The sequence below is a fragment of the Leifsonia sp. GW821-FHT13C09 genome (assembly GCF_058806435.1).
Window position 1 is genome coordinate 421,302 of sequence record NZ_JBXAPS010000002.1, and the last position, 24,877, is coordinate 446,178.

The window sequence follows — 24,877 nt, forward strand, 5'->3', positions numbered from 1 at the left end:
TCAGACCCGGAGGCCCCGCAGCCCGGTCCGGAGCTGCTCGGTCAGGTATTCCGACTGCTCGAGGGCGGCGAAATGACCGCCGCTGCCGGCTTCGTCGTAGTGGATGAGGTCGGCATACGCCTCCTCGATCCACGTCCGGGGCAGGAGCGGGATGTCGCGTGGGAAGACCGTCACCGCGACCGGCAGCGTCAGCTTCGGGCCGGCCATCGTCGCCGTCCGGTTCTCCCAGTAGATGCGGGCGGAGGAGGCTGCCGTGTTGGTGAACCAGTAGAGCGAGATGGTGTCCAGGATGTCGTTCAGGTCGATCGCATCCTCGGCGAGGCCGTGGTTGTCGGTCTTCGACTGGAACTTCTCGTAGATCCAGGCCGCCTGCCCGGCCGGGGAGTCCGCCAGGGCGAAGCCCGGGGTCTGCGGCCTGGTGCCCTGGAGGTGGTTCGACCCGCCGAGCGGACCGCTGTAGAGGGCGAGCGTGTCGACGGCGTGCCGCTCCGCCCGATTCAGCGCGTCCGGGATGGTCGCCGGGAACGCGTAGGGCGTGTTCAGGTGGACGCCGAGTAACCCATCAGGCCGCATGGCGCCCAGCGCGGTGGTCACCACCGAGCCCCAGTCCCCGCCGTGCGCAGCCCACCGCGTGTAGCCGAGTCGCCGCATGAGTTCCGCCCACGCCGCGGCGATCCGCTCGACGTTCCATCCCGGCGCAGTCGGCTTGCCGGAGAACCCGAACCCGGGAAGCGACGGAATGACGACGTCGAAGGAGTCCTCGACCCTCCCGCCGTGCGCCACAGGGTCGGTGAGCGGGCCGATCAACTTGAGGAAGTCGATGATCGAGCTCGGCCAGCCGTGCGTCAGTATCAGCGGCATCGCACCCGGGTTCGATGAGGTGACGTGGATGAAGTGGATCGGGAGCCCGTCGATCTCGGTGAGGTACTGCGGGTGACGGTTGAGCTCGGCTTCGAACCGGCGCCAGTCGTACTCGTGACGCCAGTGCTCGACGAGGATCTTGGCGTGGCTCAGGCGGACGCCCTGCGACCAGTCGGGGACGGTCTCGGGATCGGGCCAGCGGGTTCGCGCCAACCGGGCCTTCAGGTCCTCGATGTCCGCGTCGGGGACCGAGGCGAGGAAAGGCTGGAGCCGCGTGGAGGTCGTCATGGTGATACGCGCCCTTTCGGAATGTCTGAGCCAGGTTCGCTGCACAGATGTGTGCAACGAATGGTGACCACACTACCTCACTGCACACGGCTGTGCAATGATGAAGCGTGCAAGCAGATTCCGCCCGGGCGCGGGCCATGGAAGAGACGCGGAACCGGATTCTGGAGGTCGCCCGCGAGGTGCTGGGCGAGAATCCCGACGCCGGGATGGGCGACATCGCGACCGCCGCCGGGGTGGTGCGCCGGACGGTCTACGGCCACTTCCCGGCACGGAGCGACCTCATCCGCACCCTGGCGGAGCGCGCGGTCGACGAGATCACGGCTGTGCTCCGGGAGGTCGATTCGGACGAGGTGCCCGCCGACGCGGTCTGGGCGACGTTCGTCGCACGCGTGTGGCCGCTCGCGCACCGCTATCGCGTCCTGCTCGCCTTCCGCCGAGGCGGGCAGGGCGATGAGATCCACGCGCTGCTGGGGACGGTCGACGACGTCCTCGCCGGTCTCGTGACCAGGGGCCAGGCGGCCGGGGGCTTCGGCCGGCACCTTCCCGCGCTGCTTCTCGGCCAGGTCGGGTACGCGACAGTGTTCACCATCGCCGACGCCCACAGGACGGACGGAGCCCTCGATGTCCGCGCCGCCACCATCACGAGTCTGCTCACCCTGGGCGTCGCCGAATCGCGTGCGAAGGAGCTTGCCGGAGCGGCGACCGAGCAGTGAGACCTAAGCGGGCGGAGGATCTTCCTATGGATGTCCCGTTCTTCTGGGTCGATGTGTTCGCCGACCGGCCGTTGACCGGCAACCCGCTGTCCCTCGTCCCGGATGCCGACGCCCTCGACGAAGCGACGATGCGAGCGATCGCCCGCGAATTCAACCAGTCGGAGACGTCGTTCCTCGTCGAGCCGAACGAGCGCGGGGCGGATGTCCGGCTGCGGTCCTTCACACCGGACGGCGTCGAGGTGTTCGGCGCGGGGCACAACGCGATGGGAGCCTGGCTGTGGCTCGCCGGGTCCGGACGGCTCGGAGCGGGCGAGGAGTTCGCCCAGCAGATCGGAGACGAGCTTCTGTCCGTGCGGGTGAGCAGGGACGGCGACGGCAGGGCGCGGGTGTCGATGGATCAGTCGGCGGCCGAGTTCGCCCGGCGGCTGACAGAGCATGGACCGTTGGCTTGCGCGCTCGGCGTGGCTGAGGACGCGGTCGCGGGCGTCCCCGAGGTCGGATCCACGGGCGCCGCCCACCTCCTCGTTCCGCTGGTGTCCGCGGAGGCGGTGGACGCGGTGCGACCGGATCCTTCGGCCCTGAAGGCTGTGCTCGCCGACGCGGGAGCCGAGGGCTGCTACGTGTATACGACCGCCGTGCCGCCCGGCAGCGCAGCCCTGGCGTACGCGCGTTTCTTCAACCCGACGGTCGGAATCGCCGAGGACGCGGCCACCGGGACGGCTGCCGGACCGCTGGCCGCGCGGCTGGTTCGCGACGGCGACGCTGCGGCGCGCGCGCCGATCGTCATCGAGCAGGGCCGGTTCCTCGGCCGGCCGAGCGGAATCACGGTCGTGGTCGACGACGAACGCGTGACGATCAGCGGGACCGGCCTGGTCACCGGCTCGGGAGTCCTCGCGCTCTGAGCCGCGGGCGTCAGGCCTCCAGTCGAGAGCCCTCGTCGAGTCGATGCCAGGTGCGGTTGTGGTAGACCAGCGGCGCCGCCTCGACCTCGGGAAGCTGCGCCTGCAGCGCGTGGACGGCGACGATCGTGGACTTGCCCGCGCTCATCGTGTCCACGACGCGGCCGCGGATCCAGGAATGGGCGGCGGGGAAGTACGGCTCGCCGGTGATCAGCCGAGTCCAGATGCTCGTATCCGCGAACCGGTCGACTCCACTGGTCGCGCACAGCTGCGCGAGGTCGAGCTGCTCATCGGCCAGCAGGTGCACCACCACGTGCTCGGCCTTCAGGATCGTCGGCGCGCTGGAGGACTGCGCCGAGATCGAGAACACCAGCAGCGGCGGCTCGGCGCTGACCGAGAACACGCTCGACGCAGTGAGCCCGACCGGCCCGTCACCGGAGTCGGCGGTGATGACCGCGACTCCGGCCGCGTGGTTGCGGAACGCGAGCTTGAACTGGTCGGGGGTGAGCCCCACCGGGAAGCGGCGCGCGTCGTGGCCTTCGTCGGCGCGTTCTTCGCGCAGGGTCTGCGTCTCGGTCACGGTGTCCTCCCGGTGTGGTTGAGCTGAGGTTCATCGTGTTCCACGCCCGCGACCGGCGCACCCTCGCGTTACGCCGGTTTACGTCCCGAGTGTCCGGGTGACGGTAAGCAATCGTCATCCACGCTTCCGCCGCGACGGTGGGCGAACCAGCATGGGGGACATGACCTCCACGCTCCACGACCTCTCCACGCTCCACGACGAGACGCTGCGGTTCGCGCACGAGCTGATCCGGATCCCCAGCGTCAACACGGGCGACCCGGGAACGATCGGGGACGGCGAAGCTCGAGCCGCCAGGTACCTGCGGTCGCTGCTCGCGGAGGTCGGGTACGAGACCAAGTACGCGGAATCCGCTCCCGGCCGCGGCAACGTGCTCGCCCGGCTGCGCGGCAGCGACCCCGACCGGGGAGCGCTGCTCGTGCACGCGCATCTCGACGTCGTTCCCGCTGCCGCCGAGGACTGGACGTACCCGCCGTTCGCCGGCGAGCTCCACGACGGCTTCCTCTACGGTCGCGGCGCTCTCGACATGAAAGGCTTCGCCGGGGTGCTCGTCGCGATCGCACGCCACTTCGCGCGCTCGGGCACGCGCCCGCGCCGCGATCTGGTGTTCGCGTTCTTCGCCGACGAGGAGGCGGGCGGCGTGTTCGGCGTGCGCTGGCTGCTCCGGCACCGGCCGCACTGGTTCGACGGCGTCACCGAGGCGATCAGCGAGGTCGGCGGCTTCTCCGTGCCGCTCGGCGCGCAGCGCGCGTACCTCGTCGCCACGGCCGAGAAGGGCATCGGCCGGCTGGTGCTGACGGCCCGCGGCACGGCCGGCCACGGCTCCCGCCCGACCGCGGACAACGCCGTCACGCGGATCGCCCGGGCGGTCGACGCGATCGGATCGCACACCTTCCCGATCATCCCGACGCCGGCGGTCGAGGCGTTCGCCGAACGCGCGACGGCGCTGCTCGGCGAGCGCGTCGACCTCAGCACCATCGACCGGCCTCCGGAACCGCTCGGGACGGCCGGCCCGCTGGTCGCGGCGGCGCTGCGCAACACGGTCTCGCCGACGATCATCCAGGGCGGCTACAAGTCCAATGTGATCCCGGGTGAGGCCCGCGCGGAGTTCGACGTGCGGGTGCTGCCCGGACAGGAGGACGCCCTCCGCCACGAGGTGGAGGCTCTGCTCGAACCCGGCATCGACATCGAATGGGACCGCTGGATTCATCCCATCGAGGCGCCGTCGTCCGGCCCGCTCCTGGACGTCATGGCGGCGGCGATCGCCGCAGAGGACGAGCTCGGCGTCGTCGTGCCCTATCTGATGCCGGCGAGCACCGACAACAAGCATCTGGCATCCGCCGGCATCGCCGGGTACGGGTTCACACCGTTGCGCGCAGACGCCGACTTCGACGCGTTCGGGCACTTCCATGCGGTCGACGAACGGGTCCCCGTCGACGCTCTGGCCTTCTGCGCCCGGGTGACCGCGCGCATCCTCCGCGAGGCGTGAACCGGAGTGACGAGACGCGGAGGCCGGTCAGTCCTCCGGCGTCGCCGTCGGCTCGCCCACGGGGAGGCCGCTGTCATTCCAGGCCGGGAAACCCCCGTCGACGTGGGCGACATCGATGAAGCCGTTGCCGACCAGCCACTCCGCCACCGGTCCCGAACCGTTCACGGAGCCGCACACGACCACGACGGGCTGATCCTTGGCTGCGCCGGCGAAGGCCGCCTCCAGCTGTTCGCGGTCGACGATGTCGGCGCCGGGAAGCACACCGGCCGCCGAACGGCCCTTCTCGCTGCGCACGTCGATGAGGCGGGCTCCGCCTGCCACGCGCTCGGCGGCATCGGTGGCGGAGATGAGGGCGGGTTCACGGTTGTCGGTCATGAGACGAATCCACCGCCTCCGGCCGCCGCGGGCAAGTCCCGGTTACGCCACGTTGCGGACTTGACGGTTCGTGACGCACGCGCTTCTGCGCGACCGACGCAGTCTGCGAGTCTGCCCCGCACGAGACGAGAACCACCCAGGTGGGGAGGGAGAGACCATGAGCGAGAACCTGATCCTCGCGGTCGCGCTGGACGGGGCCGGCTGGCACCCCGCCGCGTGGCGCGACGCGGGAATCGAACAGTCGACCGCGTTCCAGGCGCAGTACTGGGTCGAGCAGGTCCGGCGCGCGGAGGCGGCAGGCGCCGACTTCGTCACGTTCGAGGATGCGCTGAGCGTCCCTTCGCCGGAGCGGCCCGGTCGCCTGCACGGCCGGCTGGACGCGGTCCAGATCGCGAACTTCGTCGCACGGCGGACGGAGCGGATCGGGCTGGTCCCGACGACGAGCGTGCTGGAGACGGAGCCGTTCCACACCTCGACGCAGCTGGCCACGCTCGACTACACGAGCGAAGGCCGCGCGGGCTGGAAGGTCCAGGCGACCAGGCCAGGGGAGACCGCGAACTTCGGGAGGCGCGACGCCCTCTCGTTCGGCCCCGAGCTGCTCTCCACGCCGGAAGGACTCGAACAGCTGGCGCGCGTCTTCGACGAAGCGGCCGAGTTCGTCACCGTGGTGCGACAGCTCTGGGACAGCTGGGAGGACGACGCGGTCATCCGCGATACGGCCACCGGCCGGTTCCTCGACCGCGACAAGCTGCATCACGTCCACTTCACCGGCAGCGCATTCAGCGTGGCGGGCCCGTCCATCACGCCGCGCCCGCCACAGGGCCAACCGTTGGTGACGGCGCTGGCCCATGCGGAGATCCCCTATCGGCTGGCGGCGCGTACCGCCGACGTCGTCTTCGTCACCCCGATCGAGGACGCCGACGCCGCCCGCATCGTCGAGACCGTGCGCGCCATCGAGGCGGCGGACAGGGCCGAGCCGGAGCCGCTGCGCATCGTCGCCGACCTCGTCGTCGCCCTCGGACCGTCGGCCGCCGCCGCTCGCTCACGCCTGGAGGCGTGGGACGCCCTCGACGGCGAGGAGTACCGCAGCGACGCCGCCATCGTCGCGGCCACCGCCGCCGAGCTCGCGGATCGGATCGAGGCATTGCAGGCCGACGGCATCGAAGGCGTGCGGCTGCGACCGGCCTCCGCCCACGTGGACCTGCCCGCCATCGGCGAGCAGCTGGTCCCCGAGCTGCGGCGCCGAGGCCTTCTGCCCGCCAAACCCCGGGCCGGCACGCTCCGCGACCGGCTCGATCTCGGCCGCCCCGTCAACCGTTACGCCGCCTGAAAGCAGGATGACCATGTCACAGCCAGCAAAGCGCCGCCTCCGTCTCGCCGCCGGAGTCCCGGGGGTCAACCACTGGACCGTCTGGGGCGCGCCCGATGCCGGGAGCCAGATCGACTTCTCGACGTTCGAGCACGTCGCCCGCACCGCAGAGCGCGGCTTCTTCGACTACTTCTTCCTCGCCGAGGGTCTCCGGGTGCGCGAGCACAAGGGGCGCCTGCACGAACTCGATGTCGCCGGACGGCCCGACAACTTCTCGGTTCTCGCCGCGGTCGCGGCCGTGACCGAGCACATCGGCCTGGTCGGGACGGCGAGCGCGACCTTCAACGAGCCCTACGACCTGGCCCGCCGGATCGCTTCGCTCGATCACCTGTCCGGTGGTCGTGCCGGCTGGAACATCGTCACGTCCTCCGACGCGTTCACCGGCGCGAACTTCCGCCGCGGCGGCTACCTCGACTACCCCGATCGGTATCGCCGGGCTGCCGAGTTCGTCGAACTCTCACGCGCGCTCTGGGACAGCTGGGATGCGGACGGACCGCAGCACTACCGGTTCGACGGCGAGTTCTTCGACACAGAGGGCTGGTTCCCGGTGGCCCCCGGGCCGCAGGGCCACCCGGTGCTGGTGCAGGCGGGCGACTCGGGCGACGGCCGGGACTTCGCGGTCACCACGGCGGACGTCGTCTTCAGCCGCCACGGCGAACCGGAGGCGGGACGCGCGTTCCGGAGCGACATCCGCGCCAGGGCGCTGGCGGCCGGCCGTGACCCGGACGGGATCCTCGTCATCCCGGCCGTGAGCGTCGTGCTCGGCGACACGCCCGCGGAGGCCGAGGAGCGCGCCAGGGAGACCCAGTTCGCGCAGGTCACCCCGCAGACCGCGATCCACCTCCTGGAACAGGTGTGGGGAGTGGACCTGTCGGCGCACGACCCGGAAGGCCCGGTGCCCACTCCGCCGGACTCGCTCGGCGACCAGTTGACCCACGGCCAGGCGCGCCGGGTGGACGACCCTCTCGCCGCCGCACACGCCTGGCACGCGGAGGCCGTCGAGCGCGACTGGAGCATCCGTGAGCTCGTCGTGGCGAAGACGACCCGCCACGAGTTCATCGGGACGCCGTCGCAGATCGCCGAGCGGCTGGACCACGCCGCGCAGACCGGTGCGGCGGACGGCTACTTGCTCTCGGGCTCGGTCGTGCCGCACGGGATCGACGAGTTCGTCGACCGGGTGGTGCCGCTGCTGCAGGAGCGCGGGGTGCTGCGGACGTCGTACGAGCACCCCACCCTGCGCGAGAACCTCGGACTCGGCGACCGCCCGTGGGTGCGGGAGGGCGCCCTCGCGCGCGCGGAGCTGGCGTCGTGACGCGCATCCCGCTCGGCATCCTCGATCTCGTCCCCGTGCCGAGTGGGTCCACCCCGGCGCAGGCCGTCGCGGCGACCCTCGACATCGTGCGCCGCGCGGAGGCCGCCGGTTACCACCGGTACTGGTTCGCCGAACACCACTTCAACCGCGGTGTCATCGGCTCGTCGCCCGCCGTGCTCATCGCGCTCGCGGGCGCGCTCACCGACCGCATCCGGCTCGGCTCGGGCGCCGTCCAGCTCAGCCCTCAGGACACCGAGGCGACCGTCGCCGAGGAGTACGCCCTCCTCGCGACCGCCTTCCCGGGCCGGATCGACCTGGGCGTCGGACGGTCCGGGCTGGCGAGCGGGGGGCCGAGCGGCCCGATCGACGCGCCGGAGTCCGTGACGCCGGAAGGCCTCCTGATCCCGGAGCCCTTCCGCTTCGAGCGGGTGTTCGACGCGCCGAAGTTCAAGACTCTGGCACGCCTGCTCGTCCGCGGCGAGGGCGGCGCCGACTTCGCCGATCAGGTCGAGACGATCGTCGCACTCCTCGCGGACGGGGTGGGGTCTGGCGAGGAGCGGGTCGGGCTCGGCGCCCATGCGGCCGGCGCCGCCCCGGAGCTGCGGCTGTTCGGGAGCGGCACCCTCACAGCGCGACTCGCCGGGCGGCTCGGGCTCCCGTTCGCCGCCAACTACCACAGCGCGCCGTCCGGGGTCCTCGTGTCGATCCAGGAGTACCGGCGCAGCTTCACCCCGTCGGAACGCCTCAGGAAGCCGCACGTGATCGTGTCGGCCGACGTCGTCGCCGCTCCGACGAGTGCGCGCGCCGCGGAGCTGGCGTCCGGATATCCGGCCTGGGTGCGCAGCATCCGCAGTGGGCTCGGAGGGATCCCGTACCCGACGGCGGCCGAGGCCACCGCCCTGGACTGGACCGACGCCGAGCGCCGACTCGTCGACGACCGCGTGCGCACGCAGTTCGTCGGCACGCCGACCGAGGTGGTCGAGCGGTTGACGACGCTGCAGCGGGCGACCGGAGCGGATGAGCTGGTCCTGACGACCATCACCCACGACCTCGAAGACCGGGCGGCGAGCTTCGAGTCAATCGCGCGGGAATGGGATGCGCAGGAATCGGGTGACTGAGCTGCGCGACCTCTCCCGGCCGACAGAGCCGAGCAGCAGCTACCTCGACACCCTCCGCGACCGCACCGCGGAACGGGCGGCCCGAGCCGAGGCGCTGACCTCGCCCCACCGTGGCGCGGCTCCGGAGCTCGCCTCGGCGGTGGCGTCGGCCGTCCAGGAGCGGTCCGCGGCGATCGCCGCCCTGTCCCGGAGGATCTTCGAAACGCCGGAGGAGGCGTTCGCCGAGCACCGTTCCGCAGCCGCGATCGCCGCCGCCGTCCGTGCCGAGGGGTGGGACGCCGCGGTCGGCGTGTTCGGCCAGCCGACCGCCGTCCTCGCGCAGGCCGGACGTTCCGACGGGCCGGCCATCGCCGTCCTCGCGGAGTACGACGCCCTCCCGGGTATCGGCCACGGCTGCGGCCACAACATCATCGCGGCGAGCGCCGTCGGCGCTTTCCTCGCCGTCGCCTCGGTCGCCGACCGGCTCGACGGACGGGTCGTGCTGCTCGGCACCCCGGCCGAGGAGGGCAACAGCGGCAAGGAGCTGCTGGCGCAGGCCGGCGCGTTCGACGGGCTCGACGCGGCGATCATGGCCCACCCGTTCGGCTACGACGCCGCCGACCATCCTTTCATCGGCCGTCGGATCCTCCGCGTCCACTACGCCGGCGTCGCCGCGCACGCCTCCGCCACGCCGTTCATGGGCCGCAACGCGCTGGACGCGGCGAACCTCCACTACCAGGCGGTCGCGCAACTGCGCCAGCACCTGCCACCCGGTGACCGGGTGCACGGCATCGTGCTCCACGGCGGCGACCGGCCGAGCATCGTCCCGGCGAGCGCGACCCTGGAGTACTACCTCCGCTCGCACGAGGCCGCGACCCTCCGGGAGCTGAGCGCCCGGCTCCGGGATATCTCGGAGGGTGTCGCGCTCGCCACCGGGACGGGAGTCCGGCTCGAGTGGGATCCGCAGCCGTACACGCTGCCCACCCGGTTCAACCGCCCGCTCACCGAGCGCTGGGCCGTGCACCAGGAGCAGGTCGGACGGCGGGTGCTCACCAGGGACGTCGTGCCGAGCGAGCTGGCGGCGTCCACCGACTTCGGCAATGTCAGCGTCCGCATCCCCGGCATCCACCCGGTCATCGCAGTCAGTCCTCCCGAGGTCGCGTTGCACACCGAGGAGTTCGCCCGGTATGCCTCCTCCGCGGCGGGCGACCGTGCCGCCGTCGACGCCGCGCACGGTCTCGCCCTGACCGCACTCGACTTCCTGACCGACCCGGAGCTTCGCGAGGCCACTGCGGCCGACTTCGACGCCTCGGGCGGCCTCCTCGATGTGGAAGGGTACTTCTCGTGACCACTGCTCCTGCCGTCTACGCGATCCATGAGAACCCGGACTGGTTCGGTCCGTTCCGTGACGCATTCGAAGCCGAGGGCGTCCCCCTCGTCGAGTGGTTGCTCGTGGACGGCGTGCTCGACCTCGACGCCGCGCCCCCGGAGGGCGTGTTCTGGTCGCGGATCAGCGCGTCCTCGCACACCCGCGGCCACGCCCGGTCGAAGGACTACGCCCGCAGCGTGCTGTCCTGGCTGGAGTCCCACGGCCGCCGGACGGTGAACGGCCGCAGCGTGATCGAGCTGGAGATGAGCAAGGTCGCCCAGCTGACCGCGCTCCGCGCCGCGGGGATCGACACGCCGCGCACCGTCGCGGTGATCGGCACGCACAACCTCCCCACTGCCGCACGGGACTTCCCGACTCCGTTCGTGATCAAGCACAACCAGGGCGGCAAGGGGATCAGCGTGCGCCGCTTCGACTCGGCCGACGAGCTCGCGCGCGCCGTAGAGGCGGGCGAGCTGGACGAGCCGGAGGACGGCATCACCCTGCTCCAGGAGCTTCTGGTCGCCGCCGAACCGAGGATCACGCGCGTGGAGATCGTGGATCACGAGCTCGTCTACGCGGTCGCCGCCGACACCGCCCGCGGCGGGTATCAGCTGTGCCCGGCAGACGCCTGCGCCGTCGACCCCGACACCGGAGCGCTGCTTACCCCGCCGGGTGCGACCATCGCACCGGAACCGGGTCAGCAGCTGTTCCGGCTGCGCGAGGGCTTCGACCATCCGCTGGTCGCGCAGTACGCCGACTTCACCCGCCGCCACGGAATCGAGGTCGCCGGGATCGAATTCATCGAGACCGTCGACGGGCGTGCGGTCACCTACGACGTGAACACGAACACGAACTACAACGCGGTCGTGGAGGCCGCGGCCCCCGCCTCCGGGCCGCGAGCCATCGCGCGGTTCCTCGGGCGGGAGCTGGCGTCGCTCTACGCGACCGTCTGAATCTCCGGCTCGTTCGCCCTATCGCCGGAGAATCGCAGCCGCTCGCGGGAGCTGGGTGCGCTCGAGGGTGTCGACGACATCATTGAACGCTGCCGGCGGATTCCGCATCGAGTCCGCGACGGCTTGGACGGCCGCGTGCACGGCGACACCGTCGAGGTGGAACTGATCAAGCAGGAACTCATCCGGGTGCTTGGCCTCGATATCCCACGGCGCCAACTCGTCGGCGGGGAAGTCGTCCAGGTTGAAGGTGACGATCGTGGCCGCCCGCGCTCGGATCGCCGCCGCCAGAACGTGGCGGTCGCCAGCATCCGGCAACGTCAAGGTTTTCACGATCGGCTCGTAGCCGGTGATCAGGCAATCGGCGACGGCCTCGCACATCAGCTCGCGCGTGCGCTCCAGCCTCTCTGCAGGGATCTGCGGATTGTTCGCGCCCACGTTGCGGAACACCTCGTCGAGGATCTCGTCCGTCCAGCGGGCGTGCACCAGCCCGGTCTGGGCGATCTGGATGAGCACATGCCGCAGCGTCGGCGGGTACATCACGTTCGCGTCATAGACGACGGGGAAGCTCACTCCTTCTCGCCGGAATCCTGCGACAACGCCACGAGCTCAGCGAACGCATCCCGACGTCGCAGACCGTCCGCCCGTTGGAAGTCGCGCAACGAGTCGGCTCGGATCCGGCGGTGGGTGCCCACCATCCGGAAGTCGATCTTGCCCTCGTCTAGCAGCTTGATCACATGCGGGCGTGAAACGTTCAGGATTTCGGCCGCCTGCGCCGTGGTGAGCTCCGCGTTCGCCGGCATTATCGTGACACCGCGTCCCGCCGCCATGCTGCCCAGGATTCGGGCCAGCAGCTCCACCGCCTCTCGCGGCACCGGGACGGTTTCCTCGCCCTGCACCGCCAGCTGCAACACCGGCTCGTCGACGTGCGCGCTCAGGCCATGCTGAACGGCGCGGAGCGCGGTCGTGGCCAACTCGATCTCTGGCTCCGGGTGCGTGTTTCGGGACATGCCGCTAGGCTACGCCACACGAGCCCATAAATGCAACAAACGAAATAACCGAAATAACTGACAACGGCAAGATCATCAGTTCCGCTCTACGCCACCGTCTGAATCTCCGGCTCCGCGGCACGTCGGGCTCCCGGCACGTAGCCGAATCGCGGTGCGATGAGTTCGATGGTGTCGTTCAGCACCTGCTCGTAGTCCCGCTCCTCGAATTCGTACGGCAGTTCCAGGCGCAGCTCGGAGACGTCCGCGAACGCCGCGTCCTTCGCCAGCCGTTCGGCGATCTCCTCCGCCGGCCCGACCAGGTCGGCGGCGAAGAGCGTCCGCCGGGGACCGTGCGCGACGCCCACCCGTGCATCGCGCTCGCGCGCGTACTCGCGGTACTTCTGCCGGGTCGCCCGGTCCGCGCTGTCGGTGGGGAGGAGCACCCGCCCGAACGCCACCCGGAGGTCGCCGGGCCGAGTGGTCAGCGATCGGTGCAGGGCGATCAGGGCGCGCTGAGCCTCCACGAAGTCGTCCGTGCCCTCGCCCGAGATGACGTTCCCGGTCAGCAGGTGCAGCCCGTGCGTCGCCGCCCAGCGGATGGACGCGCTGCTGCCTCCGCCGTACCAGACCCGCCGGTCGAGGCCGGGACTGTGCGGCTGCAGGCGGGGGCGCTGCACGTTCCCCGGCGAGTGGATGACGGTGTCCTCGTCGCCGATGAACTCGCCGGAGAGGTCCGCCAGCAAGCGCTCGATGCGGCCGTAGGAGAGGTCGTACCCGGGCCAGTCGCCGTCGAACACCCGGTCGCCGATGAGGTCGGCGTGCGGCGGTGTGCCCGCGCTCAGCCCGATGGCCACGCGGCCTCCCGAGAGCACGTCGGCGGTCGCGAGGTCCTCGCCCAGCCGGAACGGGCTCTCGTAGCCGATCGGGATGACCGCCGTGCCGAGCTCGATCGTCGACGTCCGTTGCGTGGCCGCGCCGAGGAACACGGCGGCCGAGGAGATCCCGTGCTAGAGGTGACGCTGCCGCACCCAGGCGCCGTCGTAGCCCAGCCGCTCCCCCGCCTCGATCAGCCGGAGGGTGTTCTCCAGGCCGCGCGCCGGGTCGTCGTCGGGATAGTTGCCCGGCGTGAGGAAGTGCAGCCGGGTGAGCCGGGTCACGCGGGCACCGCCTCGGCCTGGGCGGGCGTCTCCGCGGACGACGCGGGCCAGGCCGGGTCGCCGATGAAGCCGTCGGCGACCGGGCGCACGTCCGACCGGAACAGCTCCAGGCTGTCCGCCCACGCCGTGCGGGCCAGCTGACCGGGATGGCCGCCGATGGAGATCGTGGTGTGGCCGAACGCTTCGTGATACCGGGCGAGCTTGTCGAGCACCTCCTGGGGGCTGCCGATCAGCGCGGACGAACGCGCGACGTAGTCGTCGTAGTCGGCGTAGTCGGTGCGGGTGCCCGGGAGTGAGTGGTCGGCCTTCGAGACGGCGGCGACGAACGCCTCGTACGCGGGCCGGTACTCCTCGCGCGCCTGCTGGGAGGTGCGGGCCACATGCAGGACGTGGCCGGCGCCGACCGTCGCGTCCACCGGGTCGCGCCCGGTCTCGGCCCACACCTCGCGGTAGCGGCGGACCAGCGCGGCGTACTGCTCGAGGGGGTTCATCGCGTTCGCGGAGAAGATCGGGTCGCCGTGCCGGGCGGCCAGCTCCACCGACGCCGGGGAGGTGGCCGAACCGTGCCAGATGCGGATCCGCGACTGCAGCGGCCGGGGCTGCACATCGGCCCCGCGCAGCGGAGAGTGCCGGATCCCGGGCGCGCCTGTCGGCGGGTCCCAGTCGACCGAACGGGAGGACCAGAGTTGCCGGAGCAGCGTGTAGTTCTCCCGCAGGGTGTCCCACGCCTCGGTGCGCTCGATGCCGAACAGCTCGGCCTGCTCGGGGCCGTTGCCCTTCCCGATGATGAGCTCGAGCCGGCCTCCGGAGAGGTGGTCGATCGTGGCGTAGTCCTCGGCCACCCGGACCGGGTCGAGTACCGAGAGCAGGGTGACACCGGTGAACAGCCGGATGCGCGAGGTGACCGCCGCCAGATGCCCGAGCAGCACCGTCGGCGAGCTGGACAGGAACGGCGCGTGATGCCGCTCCCCGACCGCGAACCCGTCGAAGCCCAGCTCCTCGAACAGGCGGGCGTTCGCCACCACCTCGGCCAGTCGCTCCCGGGGGGAGGGGGCGGGTCGCCCGTCTCCCACCGGCGCGTTGGCTATCAGGTCGAGCCCGATGACCTTCATGCTGCGACCCCTACTTCGTCTTGTAGGCGTCGACGAGCGACCCGAGTCGCGAGTCCGCACCGAGCACGATGCCGTGCGTGTTCTGAGCGGTCCCGAGGATGGTCGTCAGCTCGACGACGGGGATGTAGTAGGCCAGGTCGACGATGCGCTGCCCGGCCTGCTGGGCGATGGCGTTCCGCTTGTCCTGATCCGGGGTCGCGAGCTGGTCCAGCAGCAGCTGGTTGAGCTGCGGGTCCGTGTAGCCCTTGACCGTGTTCGACGGGAGGGTGTTGAGGAACTGCGTGCGCAGCACGTCTCCGTCAGCGCGGGAGAGGTTGCCGTATGCGAGGTCGAACGCCCCGGCGTTCGACTGAGCGAAGTACTGCGGGACCGTTCCGGTCCACACGGTGACCTCGATGCCGAGCTGCTTCAGCTGCTGCTGGATGAGTTCGACGATGGACTGGTTCGGGTTGAAGTTGGCGATGTACCCGAGCCTGAGGGTGAGGCGCTTGCCGTCCTTCTCACGGATGCCGTCCGCTCCCTTCTTCCAGCCGTCGTCGTCGAGCAGCTTCGCCGACGCCTTGGGGTCGCTGGTGAGCTGCTTGCTCAGGTCCACCCAGCCGGGCGTGTTGGCGGCGAGCACGCTGGAGGCGACCTTGAAGTCGGAGGTCAGCGCCGACTGCTGGATCGCGGTGCGGTCGATTGCGGTCAGCAGCGCCGTGCGGACCTTCTCGTCGCTCAGGATCGCGCCCGGCTTGGTGTCGGTGGTGAGGCCGAAGGCGATGCCGGGGTTCGGTCGGATGACGAGGCCGGTCTTGCCGGTCTTCAGCGTGGCGATGTCCTGCGGCAGCACGCCGCCGACCGCGTCGAACTGCTTCGACGTCAGGCCTCCGGTGCGCACGCCGGCCTCCGGGACGATCTTGAACGTGACCGTGTCGAGGTGAGCGGCGGCGCGGTTGCGGTAGTCCTCCGGAGCCCAGCTGTACCCGGAGCGCTTCTTCAGCACCACCGAGGTGTTCTTGGTGTAGCTCTCGAGCGTGAACGGACCGGTCCCGCTGAGGCCCTTGCCGGTGGCTCGGTCGTCGAAGGGGATCGCCAGCGACTTCGGCGACAGCAGCGCGAGCGCGACGGAGGACGCGGCTTGCGGGAACGCGCCGTTGGGCTTGCTGAAGGACACCGTGGCGGTGGAGTCGTTCACGACGGTGGTGCCGGCGTAATGGGGCAGTGCGGTGACCGCGTTCACGGCCTTCGTCGCGTTCGCCACGATGTCGTCGAAGTTGGCTTTCACCACGGAGGCGGTGAGCGGGGTGCCGTCCGAAAAGGTGACGCCCGGACGCAGCGTGAAGGTGAACTGGGTCGCGTCGGCGTTGGCCTGCCACTTGGTCGCGAGCCCCGGGATGATCTTGCCGGTCTTCGGGTCCTGCTCGGTCAGCGACTCGAAGAGCTGACGCTCCACGTACAGGGTGTCGTTGCCGCTGCCGAGCGCCGTCGGGTTGAGGGTGATCGGGTCGTTGGTCAGAGCGAAGGTCAGGTCGCCTCCTTCGACGGGCTTCGCTGAGGCGGCGCTCGTGGAACCTGCCGCGTGCGCGGCGCACGCGCTGAGGACGAGGGCGGCCGCCGCGGCGGTCGCGATCCCGGCGGTGACGCGCCGGATCCGTGGACTGGTCATGCTGTTCTCCTTGGGGTGAGGGGTGCGCCGCGGCCCGGGATGGCCTCCAGCAGGTCGCGGGTGTACGGGTGGTCGGGGCTGTCGAACACGTCGGCGACGGTTCCCGTCTCCACGACGCGGCCCTCGCGGAGGACGGCGACGTCGTCGGAGACCTGACGGACGACAGCGAGATCGTGGCTGATGAAGAGGTAGGCGACGCCGAGCTCGGCCTGCAGCGAGGCGAGCAGGTCCAGAACCTGCGCTTGTACCCGCACATCGAGGGCCGACACCGGCTCGTCCAGCACGACCAGGTCGGGGCGGATGGCGAGAGCGCGCGCGATAGCCACCCGTTGGCGCTGTCCTCCCGACAGCTCGGAAGGGCGCCGCTCCGCGGCATCCGCCGGCAGCCCGACCTGGTCGAGCAGCAGTCGTGCGCGCGCGGCTCGTTCCCGGCGCGTCCCGATGCCGTGCGAGCGCAGCGGCTCGGCGACCAGGTCGGCGATGCGGAACCGCGGGTTGAGCGAGGCGTACGGGTTCTGGTGGACGACCTGGATGCGACGGCGCAGCCTGCGGAGCGCGGATCCGCGGGCGGCGGTGATGTCCTCCCCGTCGAAGACGATCCGGCCCGCGGTCGGGTCGTCCAGTCGCAGCACCAGCCGGGAGGTCGTCGTCTTGCCCGAACCCGACTCGCCGACGAGGGCGAGCGTTCGGCCGCGGTGGATGGTGAGGCTCACGTCGTCCACGGCCCGGTTCCCGCCGAAGTCCTTGACCAGGCCGGTGGCAACGAGCAGGGGCTCCGACGGCCTCTGCGCGTCGGACGATTCCCGCCGTTCGGCGCGGGCGCGGGTCAGGAACGTGCCACCCGACGTGTTCAGGCTCGGCGCCGCGGCCAGCAGTGCACGGGTGTACGCGTGCTGCGCCGAGCCGAGCACCCGGTCGGGGGTCCCGGACTCGACGAGCCTGCCCTCGGACAGCACGAGGATGCGGTCGGCGCGGTCGGCGGCGATCCCGAGGTCGTGCGTGATGAGCAGGGTGGACGCGCCGAGCTCGTCGGTCAGTTCGTCCAGGTGGTCGAGGATGCGCCGCTGCACGGTCACGTCGAGTGCGCTCGTCGGCTCGTCGGCGATCACCAGTTCCGGCCGTGCGGCCAGCGCGATGGCGATCAGGACCCGCTGACGCTGCCCTCCCGAGAGCTGGTGCGGATACTGCACCGCACGCTCCGACGGCCGGTCGATGCCGGCCCGCTCCAGCGCCTCGATCGCGTGCTCGTGGGCTGCCCGCCGGTCGGCGAGCCGGTGGATGCTGAGCACCTCCGCCACCTGCTCGCCGATGGTCTTGACGGGGTTGAGGGAGACGGTCGGGTCCTGCGGGACATAGCCGATCCGCCGTCCGAGCAGGCCGCGGAAGGAACGCTCACCGAGCGCGGAGACCTCGGCTCCGGCGAAGCGGATGGCGCCGGAGACGGTGGCGTTCGCCGCGAGCAGGCGTACGATCGCGGCGGCAGTCGTGGACTTGCCCGATCCGGACTCGCCGACCACGGCGACCCGTTCGCCGGCCGCGACCTCGAAGCCGATGCCGCGCACGGCCTCCACGTCGCGCCCTGCTGAGCGGTAGCGGACACGGAGGTCGGCCACCTCGAGCAGTGCGCTCATCGGGCGCCCTCCGCGGTGAACGCCCGCGAGAGGCGGTTGCCGGCGAGCACGGTGAGAGCGATGACCAGCCCGGGGAGAGTGGTCATCCACCACGCGGTCGCGAGGAAGTCCCGACCACCGGCGACCAGGGCGCCCCACTCCGGCGTCGGCGGTTGGGCGCCGTAGCCCAGGAAGCTGAGCGCCGAGATCGCCAGGATCGCGGCGGAGAAGTCGAGGGCGACGAGCGCGAGCAACGGTGCGATCGAGTTCGGCAGCACGTGCCGCAACAGCACCCGGACGGGACGGGCGCCGCCGGCGACGGCCGCCTCGACGAACACGCTGTTGCGCACTTTCAGCACCTCGGATCGCAGCACCCGGGCGTTGGAGGCGACCGAGGTGACGCCGACGGCGATCGCGACGTTCACCGTCCCGAAGCCGAGCGCGACCACGAAGGCCAGCGACAGCAGCAGGCCCGGGATCGCCAGCAACACATCGGCGAACCGCATCAACACCGCGTCGGCCCATCCCCCGCGATACCCCGCCAGCAGTCCGATCAGCGTGCCCGCGACCACGCCGACGAGCACGGCGATCGCGGCTGCGCCGAGCGACAGGCCCGCTCCGTGGACGACCCGGGAGAACAGATCGCGGCCGATGGCGTCGGTGCCGAAGAGATGAGCGGCCGACGGCGGCTGCCGAATCGCGCTGGACACCGCCAGCGGATCGGTCGCGGTGAAGAACGTGGGGACCAGCGCCGCGAGCAGGAGGACGGCGATCCAGAACGCGCTCAGGGCGACCCCGGGCCGGCTGCGCAGCCAGGAGAGCGCGGCGGCCGTGCGGGCCCGCCGGAAGCCGGATGCTCCAGCGCGCTCACCCGGGAGAGACACCGTGGTCGCCGGGGCCGTGGTCGCAGGGGAGACCTGCTTGAGCTCGGCCACGATGGTCTCGGTCATGCGGTCACCGCTTTCAGTGGGGCCCGTCGCGCGGCGCGCGAGGTGACGATCCGCGGGTCGAGCAGCGGGTAGAGGAGGTCGACGGCCAGGTTGACCGTCACGAACACGAGTGCGCCGAACACGACGACGCCCTGCACCACCGGGATGTCCTGAGCCGCGACCGCGTCGGCCGTCAGTCGTCCGACGCCGGTGCGGCCGAAGACCGTCTCCGTCACCACCGACCCGGCGAGCAACTGCCCGACGAGGAGGCCGGCGATGGTCAGCGCCGGAAGCGCCGCATTGCGGAAGGCGTGCCTCAACTGCACCCGGGTCGCGGACGCGCCCTTGGCCCGCGCGGTGTCCGCGTAGGGCTGCCGCAACTCCCGCTCCAGTCCCTGCGCGAGCAGCTGGGCGATGAGCGCGCTGGTCGGGACGGCGAGCGTGATCGCCGGCAGGACGGCGCTGATGACACCGTCGTTGCCCGTTGCCGGGAAGATCGGCAGCTGGAACGAGAAGAACTGGATCAGCAGCAGGCCCAGCCAGAAGGACGGGATCGCGACACCCAGCGGCGGCAGCGACAGCAGGAGTCCGCGGAGCCTGTTCGAGCGTGCCCGGGTTGCGGCGAGCGCGATGCCGGTGCCGGCGATCAGCGCGAACAGGATCCCGAGTCCGGCGATCTCCAGCGTGGCCGGCAGGCTCTCGGCGATCAGCGCGGACACCGGGCGTCCGGAGACGAACGATCGGCCGAAGTCGCCGGAGGCGGCGTGCAGCGCTGCGGTCCCGAGACGGACGATCACCGGCTGGTCGAGCCCCCACTCGGTGCGGATGGCCGCCAGCTGTCCGGCGCTCAGGTCGCTCGACTGACCGCCGGTGATGCTCGCCAGCGCGTCCCCGGGAAGCGCCCAGAGCACGAGGTAGCTCACGACGTAGGCGACCACCAGGACGAACACGGCCTGGCCGAGCCTCCGGAGGATGTATCTGCTCACGTGCGGCGTCCCTTTCTCTCGTGGCGGACACCTCATTCGGCCAGGCTTCGCGCGCCCGGACCAGCACGGATGACGGACTGTGTCGGGGGTTACGGATCGTGTCGACGACGGTGGATTTCACGCCGGCCCACCGCTATCCCGCGCTCGCGGATCGCCTCCCCGGCGTCTCGATCGCTCTGCGTTACGCACCTTGACGTCGATGGTGGATGCGCCCCAGCACGCCGCGTACGGTGCCTGCGAGGATGGAACCGCCAGCTCGAAGGGAGCACCCCGATGACCACCACCCACCCGTCAGCGACCGTTCGCATCCGCGGCGCGCGCGCGGACGAGTATCCGGCGATCGGGGAGCTCACCCATGCCGCCTACACGCACGACTACGCGGACCTGCCGGCGCACTACCGCGAGGAGCTGAAGCACCCGGAAGCGCTGCTCGACGCGTTCGACTTCTTCGTGGCGGAGGACGCGGCCAGCGGGGAGCTCGTCGGGACCATCGCGCTCCTGCGGCCCGGGGTCGATCAGGACGGCCGGATCGGGTCGGACGAGCTCTACTTCCGGCTGTTGGCCACACATCCGTCGGCACGGGGCCGCGGCATCGGGGCCGAGCTGACCCGGTTCGCCGTCGACCAGGCGAGAGGGCGCGGCCAGCGCGCGGTCGTGCTGAACAGCGGTCCGGACATGCTGGGAGCCCACGCGCTCTACCGAAAGCTCGGCTTCACGAGACGCGCAGACCGAGAGGGCACGATCGTCCTGCCCGATGGGCGCACCCTCCAACTGCTGACGTTCGTCCTCGACCTTCCGAACTGAACCGCCCGGAAGGCCGAGGAGACGTCACGCCGTCCGTCGCGCGAGCGCCGCGGAGTCGAACGGACGCAGCCCGAGGTTCTCACGCAGCGTGTTCCCCTCGTAGCCGGTCGGGTAGATCCCACGCTCCTGCAGCTCCGGCACCAGCCGGTCGACGATGTCGTCCAGACCGGACGGCACCAGCCACGGTGTGATGTTGAAGCCGTCGACCACGCCGGCGTCGGCGTAGCGCTGCAGGGTCGCCGCCACCGACGACGGGCTGCCGACGAAACCGCGGCCCGAGTTGAGGCGGATGACGAGCTCGCGGATGGAGAGGCCCTCCGCCTCCGCGCGCTCGCGCCAGGCGTCGGCCGTGGTCTTGGCCTGCGCCGCGCGGAAGCCCGCGCCTCGGGTCTCGCCCGTGACGTCCTGCGCCGGGTCGATGTCGGGCAGCGGGCCGTCCGGGTCGTAGGCGCCGAGGTCGGTGCCCCAGATGTTCTCGATGAAGGCGATCGCGGTCTGCGGGGTGACCTGCTTGCGGCGCACCCACCTGGCCTTCTCCTCGGCCTCCGCGTCGGTGTCGGCGAGGATGAACTCCTGCCCGGGGAAGATCTTCACGTCGTCGGCCGGGCGCCCGGCCTTCAGGGTGCGCTGCCGGATGTCCGCCGCGAAGCTCTGCGCGTCGTCGAACACGCTGTGGGCCGAGAAGATGACGTCGGCCTGACGGGCGGCGAAGTCGCGGCCCTCGGCCGAGTCGCCGGCCTGGAACAGCACCGGCCGCCCTTGCGGGCTCTGCGGGAGGCGGCTGAGCCCGCGCGCACGATAGTGCCCGGTGTCCACCTCGACCGGCCGCGACGGCGCCCCGGTGCTCCACGCGTCCGCGTCCGGAGAGCCCGCGATGTCGGCGGCCCAGGCGGCCCAGAGCTCCTTGGCGGCGACCACGACGGCCTCAGCGTGACGGTAGCGGTCGGCGTGGTCGAGGTAGCCGCCGCGCCGGAAGTTCTCGCCCGTCCACGCGTTGTCTGTCGTCACCACGTTCCACGCGGCTCGGCCGCCCGAGAGCAGGTCGAGGCTGGCGAACCGGTGGGCGAGGTCCAGCGGGTCGTTGTAGGTGGTGTTCTGCGTCGCGACCAGTCCGATGCGGGACGTGACAGCGGCGAGCGCCGCCAGCTGCGTCTGCGCGTCCGGCCGTCCCGCCACGTCGAGCTGGTGGAGGCGGCCGAGGTGCTCGCGCAGTCGCAGCCCCTCACCCAGGAAGAACGCCGAGAACAGGCCGCGCTCGGCCGTCTGCGCGAGGCGGCGGAAGCTCTCGAAGTCGATCTGGGAGCCGCTCTCCGGCTCGGTCCACACAGTCGAGAAGTTGACGCCCTGGAAGAAGACGCCGAAGCGGAGGACGGTCGGTGCGGTCATGCGGACTCCTGGTAGCGGTTGACGGCGGCGGGCAGGCCCAGCGTCGCGCGGAGGGTGTCGCCGGGGCGCGGGATGGCGAGCGGGATGCGGTCGCGGAGCCGCGGCGCGACGGCGAACACGTACTCGGCGAGGTCGACGTCGAGCACGGCCGGGTGCAGACGGACGCCGTCGACGACGGCTGCGAGCGAGACGAGGAGGTCGATCAGCCCGTCGGCGGTTCCCGTGAAGCGCGCGCGGCGCGCAGGCCACGGCGTCCGCGCGTCGAGGGTGCGCACCCGCTCGCCTGCCGGAAGACCGGCGGCGTCGAGCGCGAACTCGAGGTCGAGGATCGCGAGCGTGCCGGTCGAGCGGAACGCCGCGGCGGTGTCGGTCGCGCGCGCGAGCAGCTCCTCCGCGCTTCCCGGGCGCACGTCGAAAAGGGCCGCATCCAGTTCGACGGTCCCGGCCAGGGCCGCCGCACCGAAGACCGGGAGGGCGCCCTGCGGCGGCCTCGGTACGATCGACGGCCCCACGATCGAGTAGTCGTCGCCGGTGAAGCGGATGTGGTGCAGACGGTCCCGGTCGAGGTACCGGCCGGTCGCCACGTCGCGGATCACCGCGTCGTCCTCCCAGGAGTCCCAGAGCCGGCGCGCGACCTCCACCGCGTCCTGCGGTCGTCCCGGCTGTCCGTCGCGCCCGTAGAGCGCCGCCGTCCCGGAGTCGTCCACCGCCGTCGCGACCCAGCCGGCGCGTCCGCGCGACGCGAAGTCGAGCGACGCGAGCTGAGTGGCGACGTGGAACGGCTCGGTGTAGACCGTGCCCGCCTCCGGCACCAACCCGATCGCGCTGGTCAGCGGGGCGACGAACGCCGCCCGCTGGATCGCGTCGAGCCGGGCGGAGATGCCGGCGGGATCAGCCGGCGGGAGAGCCGAGTCGGCGAAGGTCGCGAAGGCGAATCCGGCGCGTTCGGCCTCCTGCGCGCGTTCGGCGTGCACCCGGCCGCCGAGCAGCTCGGCCGGGCTGTGCGAGGACGCCCGCCACGCGGCCGGGTGCGCTCCGTCGCCGTCGAGCTCGACGGCGAGGACGAGGGGCCGCTCCTGCCGGCTCACCGGGCGCTCCGCTCGTGCGGGATCTTCTCTCCGGCATCCACCGGGAAGGGCAGGCGGTTGCCGGCGGGCGGCAGCGGGCAGGTGGCGAAATCGGTGTACGCGCACGGGAGGTTGACCGCGCGGTTGAAGTCGAGGACGACCGATCCGTCACCGCTGGGGGCGGCCACAGCCAGCGAGCGGTTCGCCGCGTAGGTGGTGACGCCGCTGGTCTCGTCGGTGAAGAGGATGAACAGCGACCCCGGGGTGTGCCCGTTGAAGGCGGTGAGTCGATGAAGGCCGCCGTCCCGCGAGAACTCCACCTCGCCGGGAGCGGCGTAGACGTGCTGGAGGCCTTCGGCGACCGAGCCGACGGTCACCTCGACCGGCTGGTCGAACGGGACGAAGCGGCCCTCGATCGCCCACGCGCCATCCGGAGCGTAGGTCGGGGTCCCGCGGTACCCGGAGCGGGTGGGATGACCGGGATGCCGCGGCCGAAGCAGGTCGGACCCGCCGCGTTTCGCGATCTCGATCACCACGTCGCCGAAGGCGGCGATGCGGCCACCGCGCTCCGGGATGGCGCCGAAGGCGACACGGCCGGTGACCGTGTCGCCGTCGACGAGCAGTGACTGGCCATCGCCGAGTTCCACGACCGGGCCCTCTTCGGAGCTCCACCAGCGTCCGGGGAGGCCGTCGTAGGCGGTCGGCTCGGCGGTCAGCCAGTGCAGCGCGGTGATGGCGAGGAAGCCGTGCGCGGAAGCACGGTCCGCTTCGTGGGCCTGATGCCAGGCGCTCCACGCCGATTCGAAGGCGGTTGTCGTGGTCTCTGCTGCGATGGTCATTGTCGTCACCTCACTGGTTGCTGATCGGAAGCCCGGGCGGGTTGATCTCGGACTTCGGCAGGCCCTCGTTGGTGAGGTTGTACGCCTTCAGCCACTTCGCGTACTGGCCGTTGTCGATCAGGTAGTTGATGGCGTCGGCGATCGGCTTGTCGAGGCCATTGCCCTTCTTCACGGTCGCGGCGATCAGTCCCTGGAGGCTCGCCCCGGCTCCGGAGTAGGTTCCGGCGGTGCGGGTCGGGTTCGCCGACGACGCGCTCTGCGTGTTCTGGTAAGCGGCGCCGGGGTTCGGCCCGAAGCTGGCGTCGATCTTGCCCGAGTTCAGGGCCAGGATCGTCGAGTTCGTGTCGGGGTAGTACTTGACGTTGAGGGTCTTGCCCTCGCCCTCGAGCTTCGTCTTCCACTCGAGCAGGATCTTCTCCTGGTTGGTCCCGGAGCCGACGGCGACGGTCTTGCCCGCGAGGTTCTCGTAGTCGCCGCCGAACTCCCACGTGTTCTTCTTCAGAACGGTGAAGGCGAGCTCGTCCTTGCGGTACGAGGCGAAGTCGTACTTCTCCTTGCGCTGCTCGGTGTCGGTGATGTTCGAGAAACCGACATCGGTCGCGCCGGTGTCGATGCCGACGAAGAGGTTGTCCCAGGTCGCGTTCTTCACTTCGGGCTTCAGACCGAGCACGGCGGCGACGAGGCGACCGAGGTCGGGCTCGGAGCCGGTGAGCGTCTTCTGGTCGTCACCGGTGAAGGCGAGGGGCGGGAAGCCGGCCGGCAGCGCGCCGACGCCGATCACGAGCTTGCCGCTGGACTTCACGCCGGCGGGGAGCTCGTCGGCGATCTTCGCGACCTTGTCCACCTGGATGGTGGTCGGGGTGCCGACGCCGTTGGTGTGCGCGGCGATGGCGACGCCGCCGTTCGAGGATCCGTCGTTCTCGGCTGACGCCTGTCCGGAGCAGGCCGCGAGAGAGACGACGAGGGCGGCCGACGCGAGGACGGCCCCTGCGACGCCGAGGCGTCTGCGCAAGATGAGTTTGGGTGGGGTGATTCGGGGGGACATGGTTTC

General features: G+C 71.2%; 25 protein-coding genes. 9 read left to right on the plus strand and 16 right to left on the minus strand.

The features are described from left to right. Complete coding sequence (locus AC1ROW_RS10160) at nucleotides 1–1,149, minus strand: epoxide hydrolase family protein (protein WP_493018766.1); 1,149 nt, start codon at nucleotides 1,147–1,149, stop codon at nucleotides 1–3. Between the two features lie 137 nt (nucleotides 1,150–1,286). On the opposite strand from AC1ROW_RS10160, the gene AC1ROW_RS10165 reads away from it, so the two are divergent. Together AC1ROW_RS10165 and AC1ROW_RS10170 are read left to right on the plus strand one after the other, a co-directional pair. Continuing rightward, nucleotides 1,287–1,862 carry a TetR/AcrR family transcriptional regulator gene (locus tag AC1ROW_RS10165; protein WP_493018767.1) on the plus strand — a complete coding sequence of 192 codons (576 nt, stop codon included), beginning with the start codon at nucleotides 1,287–1,289 and terminating at the stop codon, nucleotides 1,860–1,862. A gap of 26 nt (nucleotides 1,863–1,888) precedes the next feature. Next, a complete protein-coding gene (locus AC1ROW_RS10170; RefSeq protein ID WP_493018768.1) occupies nucleotides 1,889–2,764 on the plus strand; it encodes a PhzF family phenazine biosynthesis protein in 876 nt (291 codons plus the stop codon). A gap of 10 nt (nucleotides 2,765–2,774) precedes the next feature. Here the strand turns inward: AC1ROW_RS10170 and AC1ROW_RS10175 are convergent, their stop codons facing one another. Further along, nucleotides 2,775–3,341, minus strand: a complete 567-nt coding sequence (locus tag AC1ROW_RS10175; RefSeq protein ID WP_493018769.1) for a flavin reductase family protein — start codon at nucleotides 3,339–3,341, stop codon at nucleotides 2,775–2,777. Between the two features lie 160 nt (nucleotides 3,342–3,501). Between AC1ROW_RS10175 and AC1ROW_RS10180 the strand changes: the two genes are divergently transcribed. Further along, nucleotides 3,502–4,827, plus strand: coding sequence for a M20/M25/M40 family metallo-hydrolase (locus AC1ROW_RS10180; RefSeq protein WP_493018770.1), 1,326 nt, complete (start codon nucleotides 3,502–3,504; stop codon nucleotides 4,825–4,827). Nucleotides 4,828–4,854: 27 nt separating this feature from the next. On the opposite strand, the gene AC1ROW_RS10185 is transcribed toward AC1ROW_RS10180, so the two are convergent. Continuing rightward, nucleotides 4,855–5,202: a rhodanese-like domain-containing protein gene (locus AC1ROW_RS10185; protein WP_493018771.1), complete on the minus strand. Its 348-nt coding sequence runs from the start codon at nucleotides 5,200–5,202 to the stop codon at nucleotides 4,855–4,857. 157 nt (nucleotides 5,203–5,359) lie between these two features. Between AC1ROW_RS10185 and AC1ROW_RS10190 the strand changes: the two genes are divergently transcribed. From AC1ROW_RS10190 to AC1ROW_RS10210, 5 genes are read left to right on the plus strand one after another with little or no spacing between them, the layout of a single operon-like run. After that, a complete protein-coding gene (locus tag AC1ROW_RS10190) occupies nucleotides 5,360–6,532 on the plus strand; it encodes an LLM class flavin-dependent oxidoreductase (protein ID WP_493018772.1) in 1,173 nt (390 codons plus the stop codon). A gap of 13 nt (nucleotides 6,533–6,545) precedes the next feature. Continuing rightward, the gene (locus tag AC1ROW_RS10195) at nucleotides 6,546–7,883 is read left to right on the plus strand and encodes an NtaA/DmoA family FMN-dependent monooxygenase (RefSeq protein ID WP_493018773.1); all 1,338 of its coding nucleotides are present in this window, start codon (nucleotides 6,546–6,548) and stop codon (nucleotides 7,881–7,883) included. Next, nucleotides 7,880–9,001 (plus strand): LLM class flavin-dependent oxidoreductase, encoded by a 1,122-nt coding sequence (locus AC1ROW_RS10200; RefSeq protein WP_493018774.1) that lies wholly within the window; start codon nucleotides 7,880–7,882, stop codon nucleotides 8,999–9,001. The genes AC1ROW_RS10195 and AC1ROW_RS10200 overlap by 4 nt, the downstream gene beginning before the upstream one ends. Continuing rightward, nucleotides 8,994–10,328, plus strand: a complete 1,335-nt coding sequence (locus AC1ROW_RS10205; protein ID WP_493018775.1) for a M20 family metallopeptidase — start codon at nucleotides 8,994–8,996, stop codon at nucleotides 10,326–10,328. Before AC1ROW_RS10200 ends, AC1ROW_RS10205 begins: the two co-directional genes overlap by 8 nt. Further along, on the plus strand, nucleotides 10,325–11,302 hold the full coding sequence (locus tag AC1ROW_RS10210) for an ATP-grasp domain-containing protein (protein WP_493018776.1): 978 nt from the start codon (nucleotides 10,325–10,327) through the stop codon (nucleotides 11,300–11,302). Before AC1ROW_RS10205 ends, AC1ROW_RS10210 begins: the two co-directional genes overlap by 4 nt. 18 nt (nucleotides 11,303–11,320) lie before the next feature. On the opposite strand, the gene AC1ROW_RS10215 is transcribed toward AC1ROW_RS10210, so the two are convergent. The 9 genes from AC1ROW_RS10215 to AC1ROW_RS10255 all read right to left on the minus strand — a co-directional run bounded on the left by AC1ROW_RS10215 (nucleotide 11,321) and on the right by AC1ROW_RS10255 (nucleotide 19,730). Beyond that, complete coding sequence (locus AC1ROW_RS10215) at nucleotides 11,321–11,872, minus strand: VapC50 family PIN domain-containing toxin (protein WP_493018777.1); 552 nt, start codon at nucleotides 11,870–11,872, stop codon at nucleotides 11,321–11,323. Further along, the gene (locus AC1ROW_RS10220) at nucleotides 11,869–12,309 is read right to left on the minus strand and encodes a helix-turn-helix domain-containing protein (protein ID WP_493018778.1); all 441 of its coding nucleotides are present in this window, start codon (nucleotides 12,307–12,309) and stop codon (nucleotides 11,869–11,871) included. The genes AC1ROW_RS10215 and AC1ROW_RS10220 overlap by 4 nt, the downstream gene beginning before the upstream one ends. An 86-nt stretch (nucleotides 12,310–12,395) precedes the next feature. Further along, complete coding sequence (locus tag AC1ROW_RS10225) at nucleotides 12,396–13,289, minus strand: LLM class flavin-dependent oxidoreductase (RefSeq protein WP_493019013.1); 894 nt, start codon at nucleotides 13,287–13,289, stop codon at nucleotides 12,396–12,398. Nucleotides 13,290–13,295: 6 nt separating this feature from the next. Further along, on the minus strand, nucleotides 13,296–13,445 hold the full coding sequence (locus tag AC1ROW_RS10230) for an LLM class flavin-dependent oxidoreductase (protein WP_493018779.1): 150 nt from the start codon (nucleotides 13,443–13,445) through the stop codon (nucleotides 13,296–13,298). Further along, nucleotides 13,442–14,557 carry an LLM class flavin-dependent oxidoreductase gene (locus AC1ROW_RS10235; RefSeq protein WP_493018780.1) on the minus strand — a complete coding sequence of 372 codons (1,116 nt, stop codon included), beginning with the start codon at nucleotides 14,555–14,557 and terminating at the stop codon, nucleotides 13,442–13,444. The genes AC1ROW_RS10230 and AC1ROW_RS10235 overlap by 4 nt, the downstream gene beginning before the upstream one ends. Before the next feature lie 10 nt (nucleotides 14,558–14,567). Further along, nucleotides 14,568–16,205 carry an ABC transporter substrate-binding protein gene (locus AC1ROW_RS10240; RefSeq protein ID WP_493018781.1) on the minus strand — a complete coding sequence of 546 codons (1,638 nt, stop codon included), beginning with the start codon at nucleotides 16,203–16,205 and terminating at the stop codon, nucleotides 14,568–14,570. Next, complete coding sequence (locus AC1ROW_RS10245) at nucleotides 16,202–17,836, minus strand: dipeptide ABC transporter ATP-binding protein (protein ID WP_493018782.1); 1,635 nt, start codon at nucleotides 17,834–17,836, stop codon at nucleotides 16,202–16,204. The genes AC1ROW_RS10240 and AC1ROW_RS10245 overlap by 4 nt, the downstream gene beginning before the upstream one ends. Then, entirely contained in the window at nucleotides 17,833–18,765 is a 933-nt protein-coding gene (locus AC1ROW_RS10250) for an ABC transporter permease (protein WP_493018783.1), read from the minus strand. Before AC1ROW_RS10250 ends, AC1ROW_RS10245 begins: the two co-directional genes overlap by 4 nt. Then, nucleotides 18,762–19,730, minus strand: coding sequence for an ABC transporter permease (locus AC1ROW_RS10255; protein WP_493018784.1), 969 nt, complete (start codon nucleotides 19,728–19,730; stop codon nucleotides 18,762–18,764). The genes AC1ROW_RS10250 and AC1ROW_RS10255 overlap by 4 nt, the downstream gene beginning before the upstream one ends. 273 nt (nucleotides 19,731–20,003) lie before the next feature. Here AC1ROW_RS10255 and AC1ROW_RS10260 point away from each other — a divergent pair, with 273 nt between their 5' ends. Next, a complete protein-coding gene (locus AC1ROW_RS10260) occupies nucleotides 20,004–20,534 on the plus strand; it encodes a GNAT family N-acetyltransferase (RefSeq protein ID WP_493018785.1) in 531 nt (176 codons plus the stop codon). Between the two features lie 24 nt (nucleotides 20,535–20,558). Here AC1ROW_RS10260 and AC1ROW_RS10265 read toward each other — a convergent pair whose 3' ends face one another. From AC1ROW_RS10265 to AC1ROW_RS10280, 4 genes are read right to left on the minus strand one after another with little or no spacing between them, the layout of a single operon-like run. Continuing rightward, nucleotides 20,559–21,920, minus strand: coding sequence for an NtaA/DmoA family FMN-dependent monooxygenase (locus AC1ROW_RS10265; protein ID WP_493018786.1), 1,362 nt, complete (start codon nucleotides 21,918–21,920; stop codon nucleotides 20,559–20,561). After that, nucleotides 21,917–23,008, minus strand: coding sequence for an LLM class flavin-dependent oxidoreductase (locus tag AC1ROW_RS10270; protein ID WP_493018787.1), 1,092 nt, complete (start codon nucleotides 23,006–23,008; stop codon nucleotides 21,917–21,919). The genes AC1ROW_RS10265 and AC1ROW_RS10270 overlap by 4 nt, the downstream gene beginning before the upstream one ends. Further along, nucleotides 23,005–23,826, minus strand: a complete 822-nt coding sequence (locus AC1ROW_RS10275; protein WP_493018788.1) for a DUF1684 domain-containing protein — start codon at nucleotides 23,824–23,826, stop codon at nucleotides 23,005–23,007. The genes AC1ROW_RS10270 and AC1ROW_RS10275 overlap by 4 nt, the downstream gene beginning before the upstream one ends. 10 nt (nucleotides 23,827–23,836) lie before the next feature. Next, nucleotides 23,837–24,871, minus strand: a complete 1,035-nt coding sequence (locus AC1ROW_RS10280; protein WP_493018789.1) for a transporter substrate-binding domain-containing protein — start codon at nucleotides 24,869–24,871, stop codon at nucleotides 23,837–23,839. Nucleotides 24,872–24,877 lie beyond the last annotated feature (6 nt).

What these genes read in the sequence shown, in the direction of transcription:
- AC1ROW_RS10180 (WP_493018770.1), top strand. Translation starts at nt 3,502, where the DNA reads ATGACCTCCACGCTCCACGACCTCTCCACGCTCCACGACGAGACGCTG.
- AC1ROW_RS10260 (WP_493018785.1), top strand. Translation starts at nt 20,004, where the DNA reads ATGACCACCACCCACCCGTCAGCGACCGTTCGCATCCGCGGCGCGCGC.
- AC1ROW_RS10195 (WP_493018773.1), top strand. Translation starts at nt 6,546, where the DNA reads ATGTCACAGCCAGCAAAGCGCCGCCTCCGTCTCGCCGCCGGAGTCCCG.
- AC1ROW_RS10280 (WP_493018789.1), bottom strand. Translation starts at nt 24,871, where the DNA reads ATGTCCCCCCGAATCACCCCACCCAAACTCATCTTGCGCAGACGCCTC.
- AC1ROW_RS10170 (WP_493018768.1), top strand. Translation starts at nt 1,889, where the DNA reads ATGGATGTCCCGTTCTTCTGGGTCGATGTGTTCGCCGACCGGCCGTTG.
- AC1ROW_RS10185 (WP_493018771.1), bottom strand. Translation starts at nt 5,202, where the DNA reads ATGACCGACAACCGTGAACCCGCCCTCATCTCCGCCACCGATGCCGCC.
- AC1ROW_RS10265 (WP_493018786.1), bottom strand. Translation starts at nt 21,920, where the DNA reads ATGACCGCACCGACCGTCCTCCGCTTCGGCGTCTTCTTCCAGGGCGTC.
- AC1ROW_RS10220 (WP_493018778.1), bottom strand. Translation starts at nt 12,309, where the DNA reads ATGTCCCGAAACACGCACCCGGAGCCAGAGATCGAGTTGGCCACGACC.
- AC1ROW_RS10235 (WP_493018780.1), bottom strand. Translation starts at nt 14,557, where the DNA reads ATGAAGGTCATCGGGCTCGACCTGATAGCCAACGCGCCGGTGGGAGAC.
- AC1ROW_RS10240 (WP_493018781.1), bottom strand. Translation starts at nt 16,205, where the DNA reads ATGACCAGTCCACGGATCCGGCGCGTCACCGCCGGGATCGCGACCGCC.
- AC1ROW_RS10250 (WP_493018783.1), bottom strand. Translation starts at nt 18,765, where the DNA reads ATGACCGAGACCATCGTGGCCGAGCTCAAGCAGGTCTCCCCTGCGACC.
- AC1ROW_RS10165 (WP_493018767.1), top strand. Translation starts at nt 1,287, where the DNA reads ATGGAAGAGACGCGGAACCGGATTCTGGAGGTCGCCCGCGAGGTGCTG.
- AC1ROW_RS10160 (WP_493018766.1), bottom strand. Translation starts at nt 1,149, where the DNA reads ATGACGACCTCCACGCGGCTCCAGCCTTTCCTCGCCTCGGTCCCCGAC.
- AC1ROW_RS10190 (WP_493018772.1), top strand. Translation starts at nt 5,360, where the DNA reads ATGAGCGAGAACCTGATCCTCGCGGTCGCGCTGGACGGGGCCGGCTGG.
- AC1ROW_RS10275 (WP_493018788.1), bottom strand. Translation starts at nt 23,826, where the DNA reads ATGACCATCGCAGCAGAGACCACGACAACCGCCTTCGAATCGGCGTGG.
- AC1ROW_RS10245 (WP_493018782.1), bottom strand. Translation starts at nt 17,836, where the DNA reads ATGAGCGCACTGCTCGAGGTGGCCGACCTCCGTGTCCGCTACCGCTCA.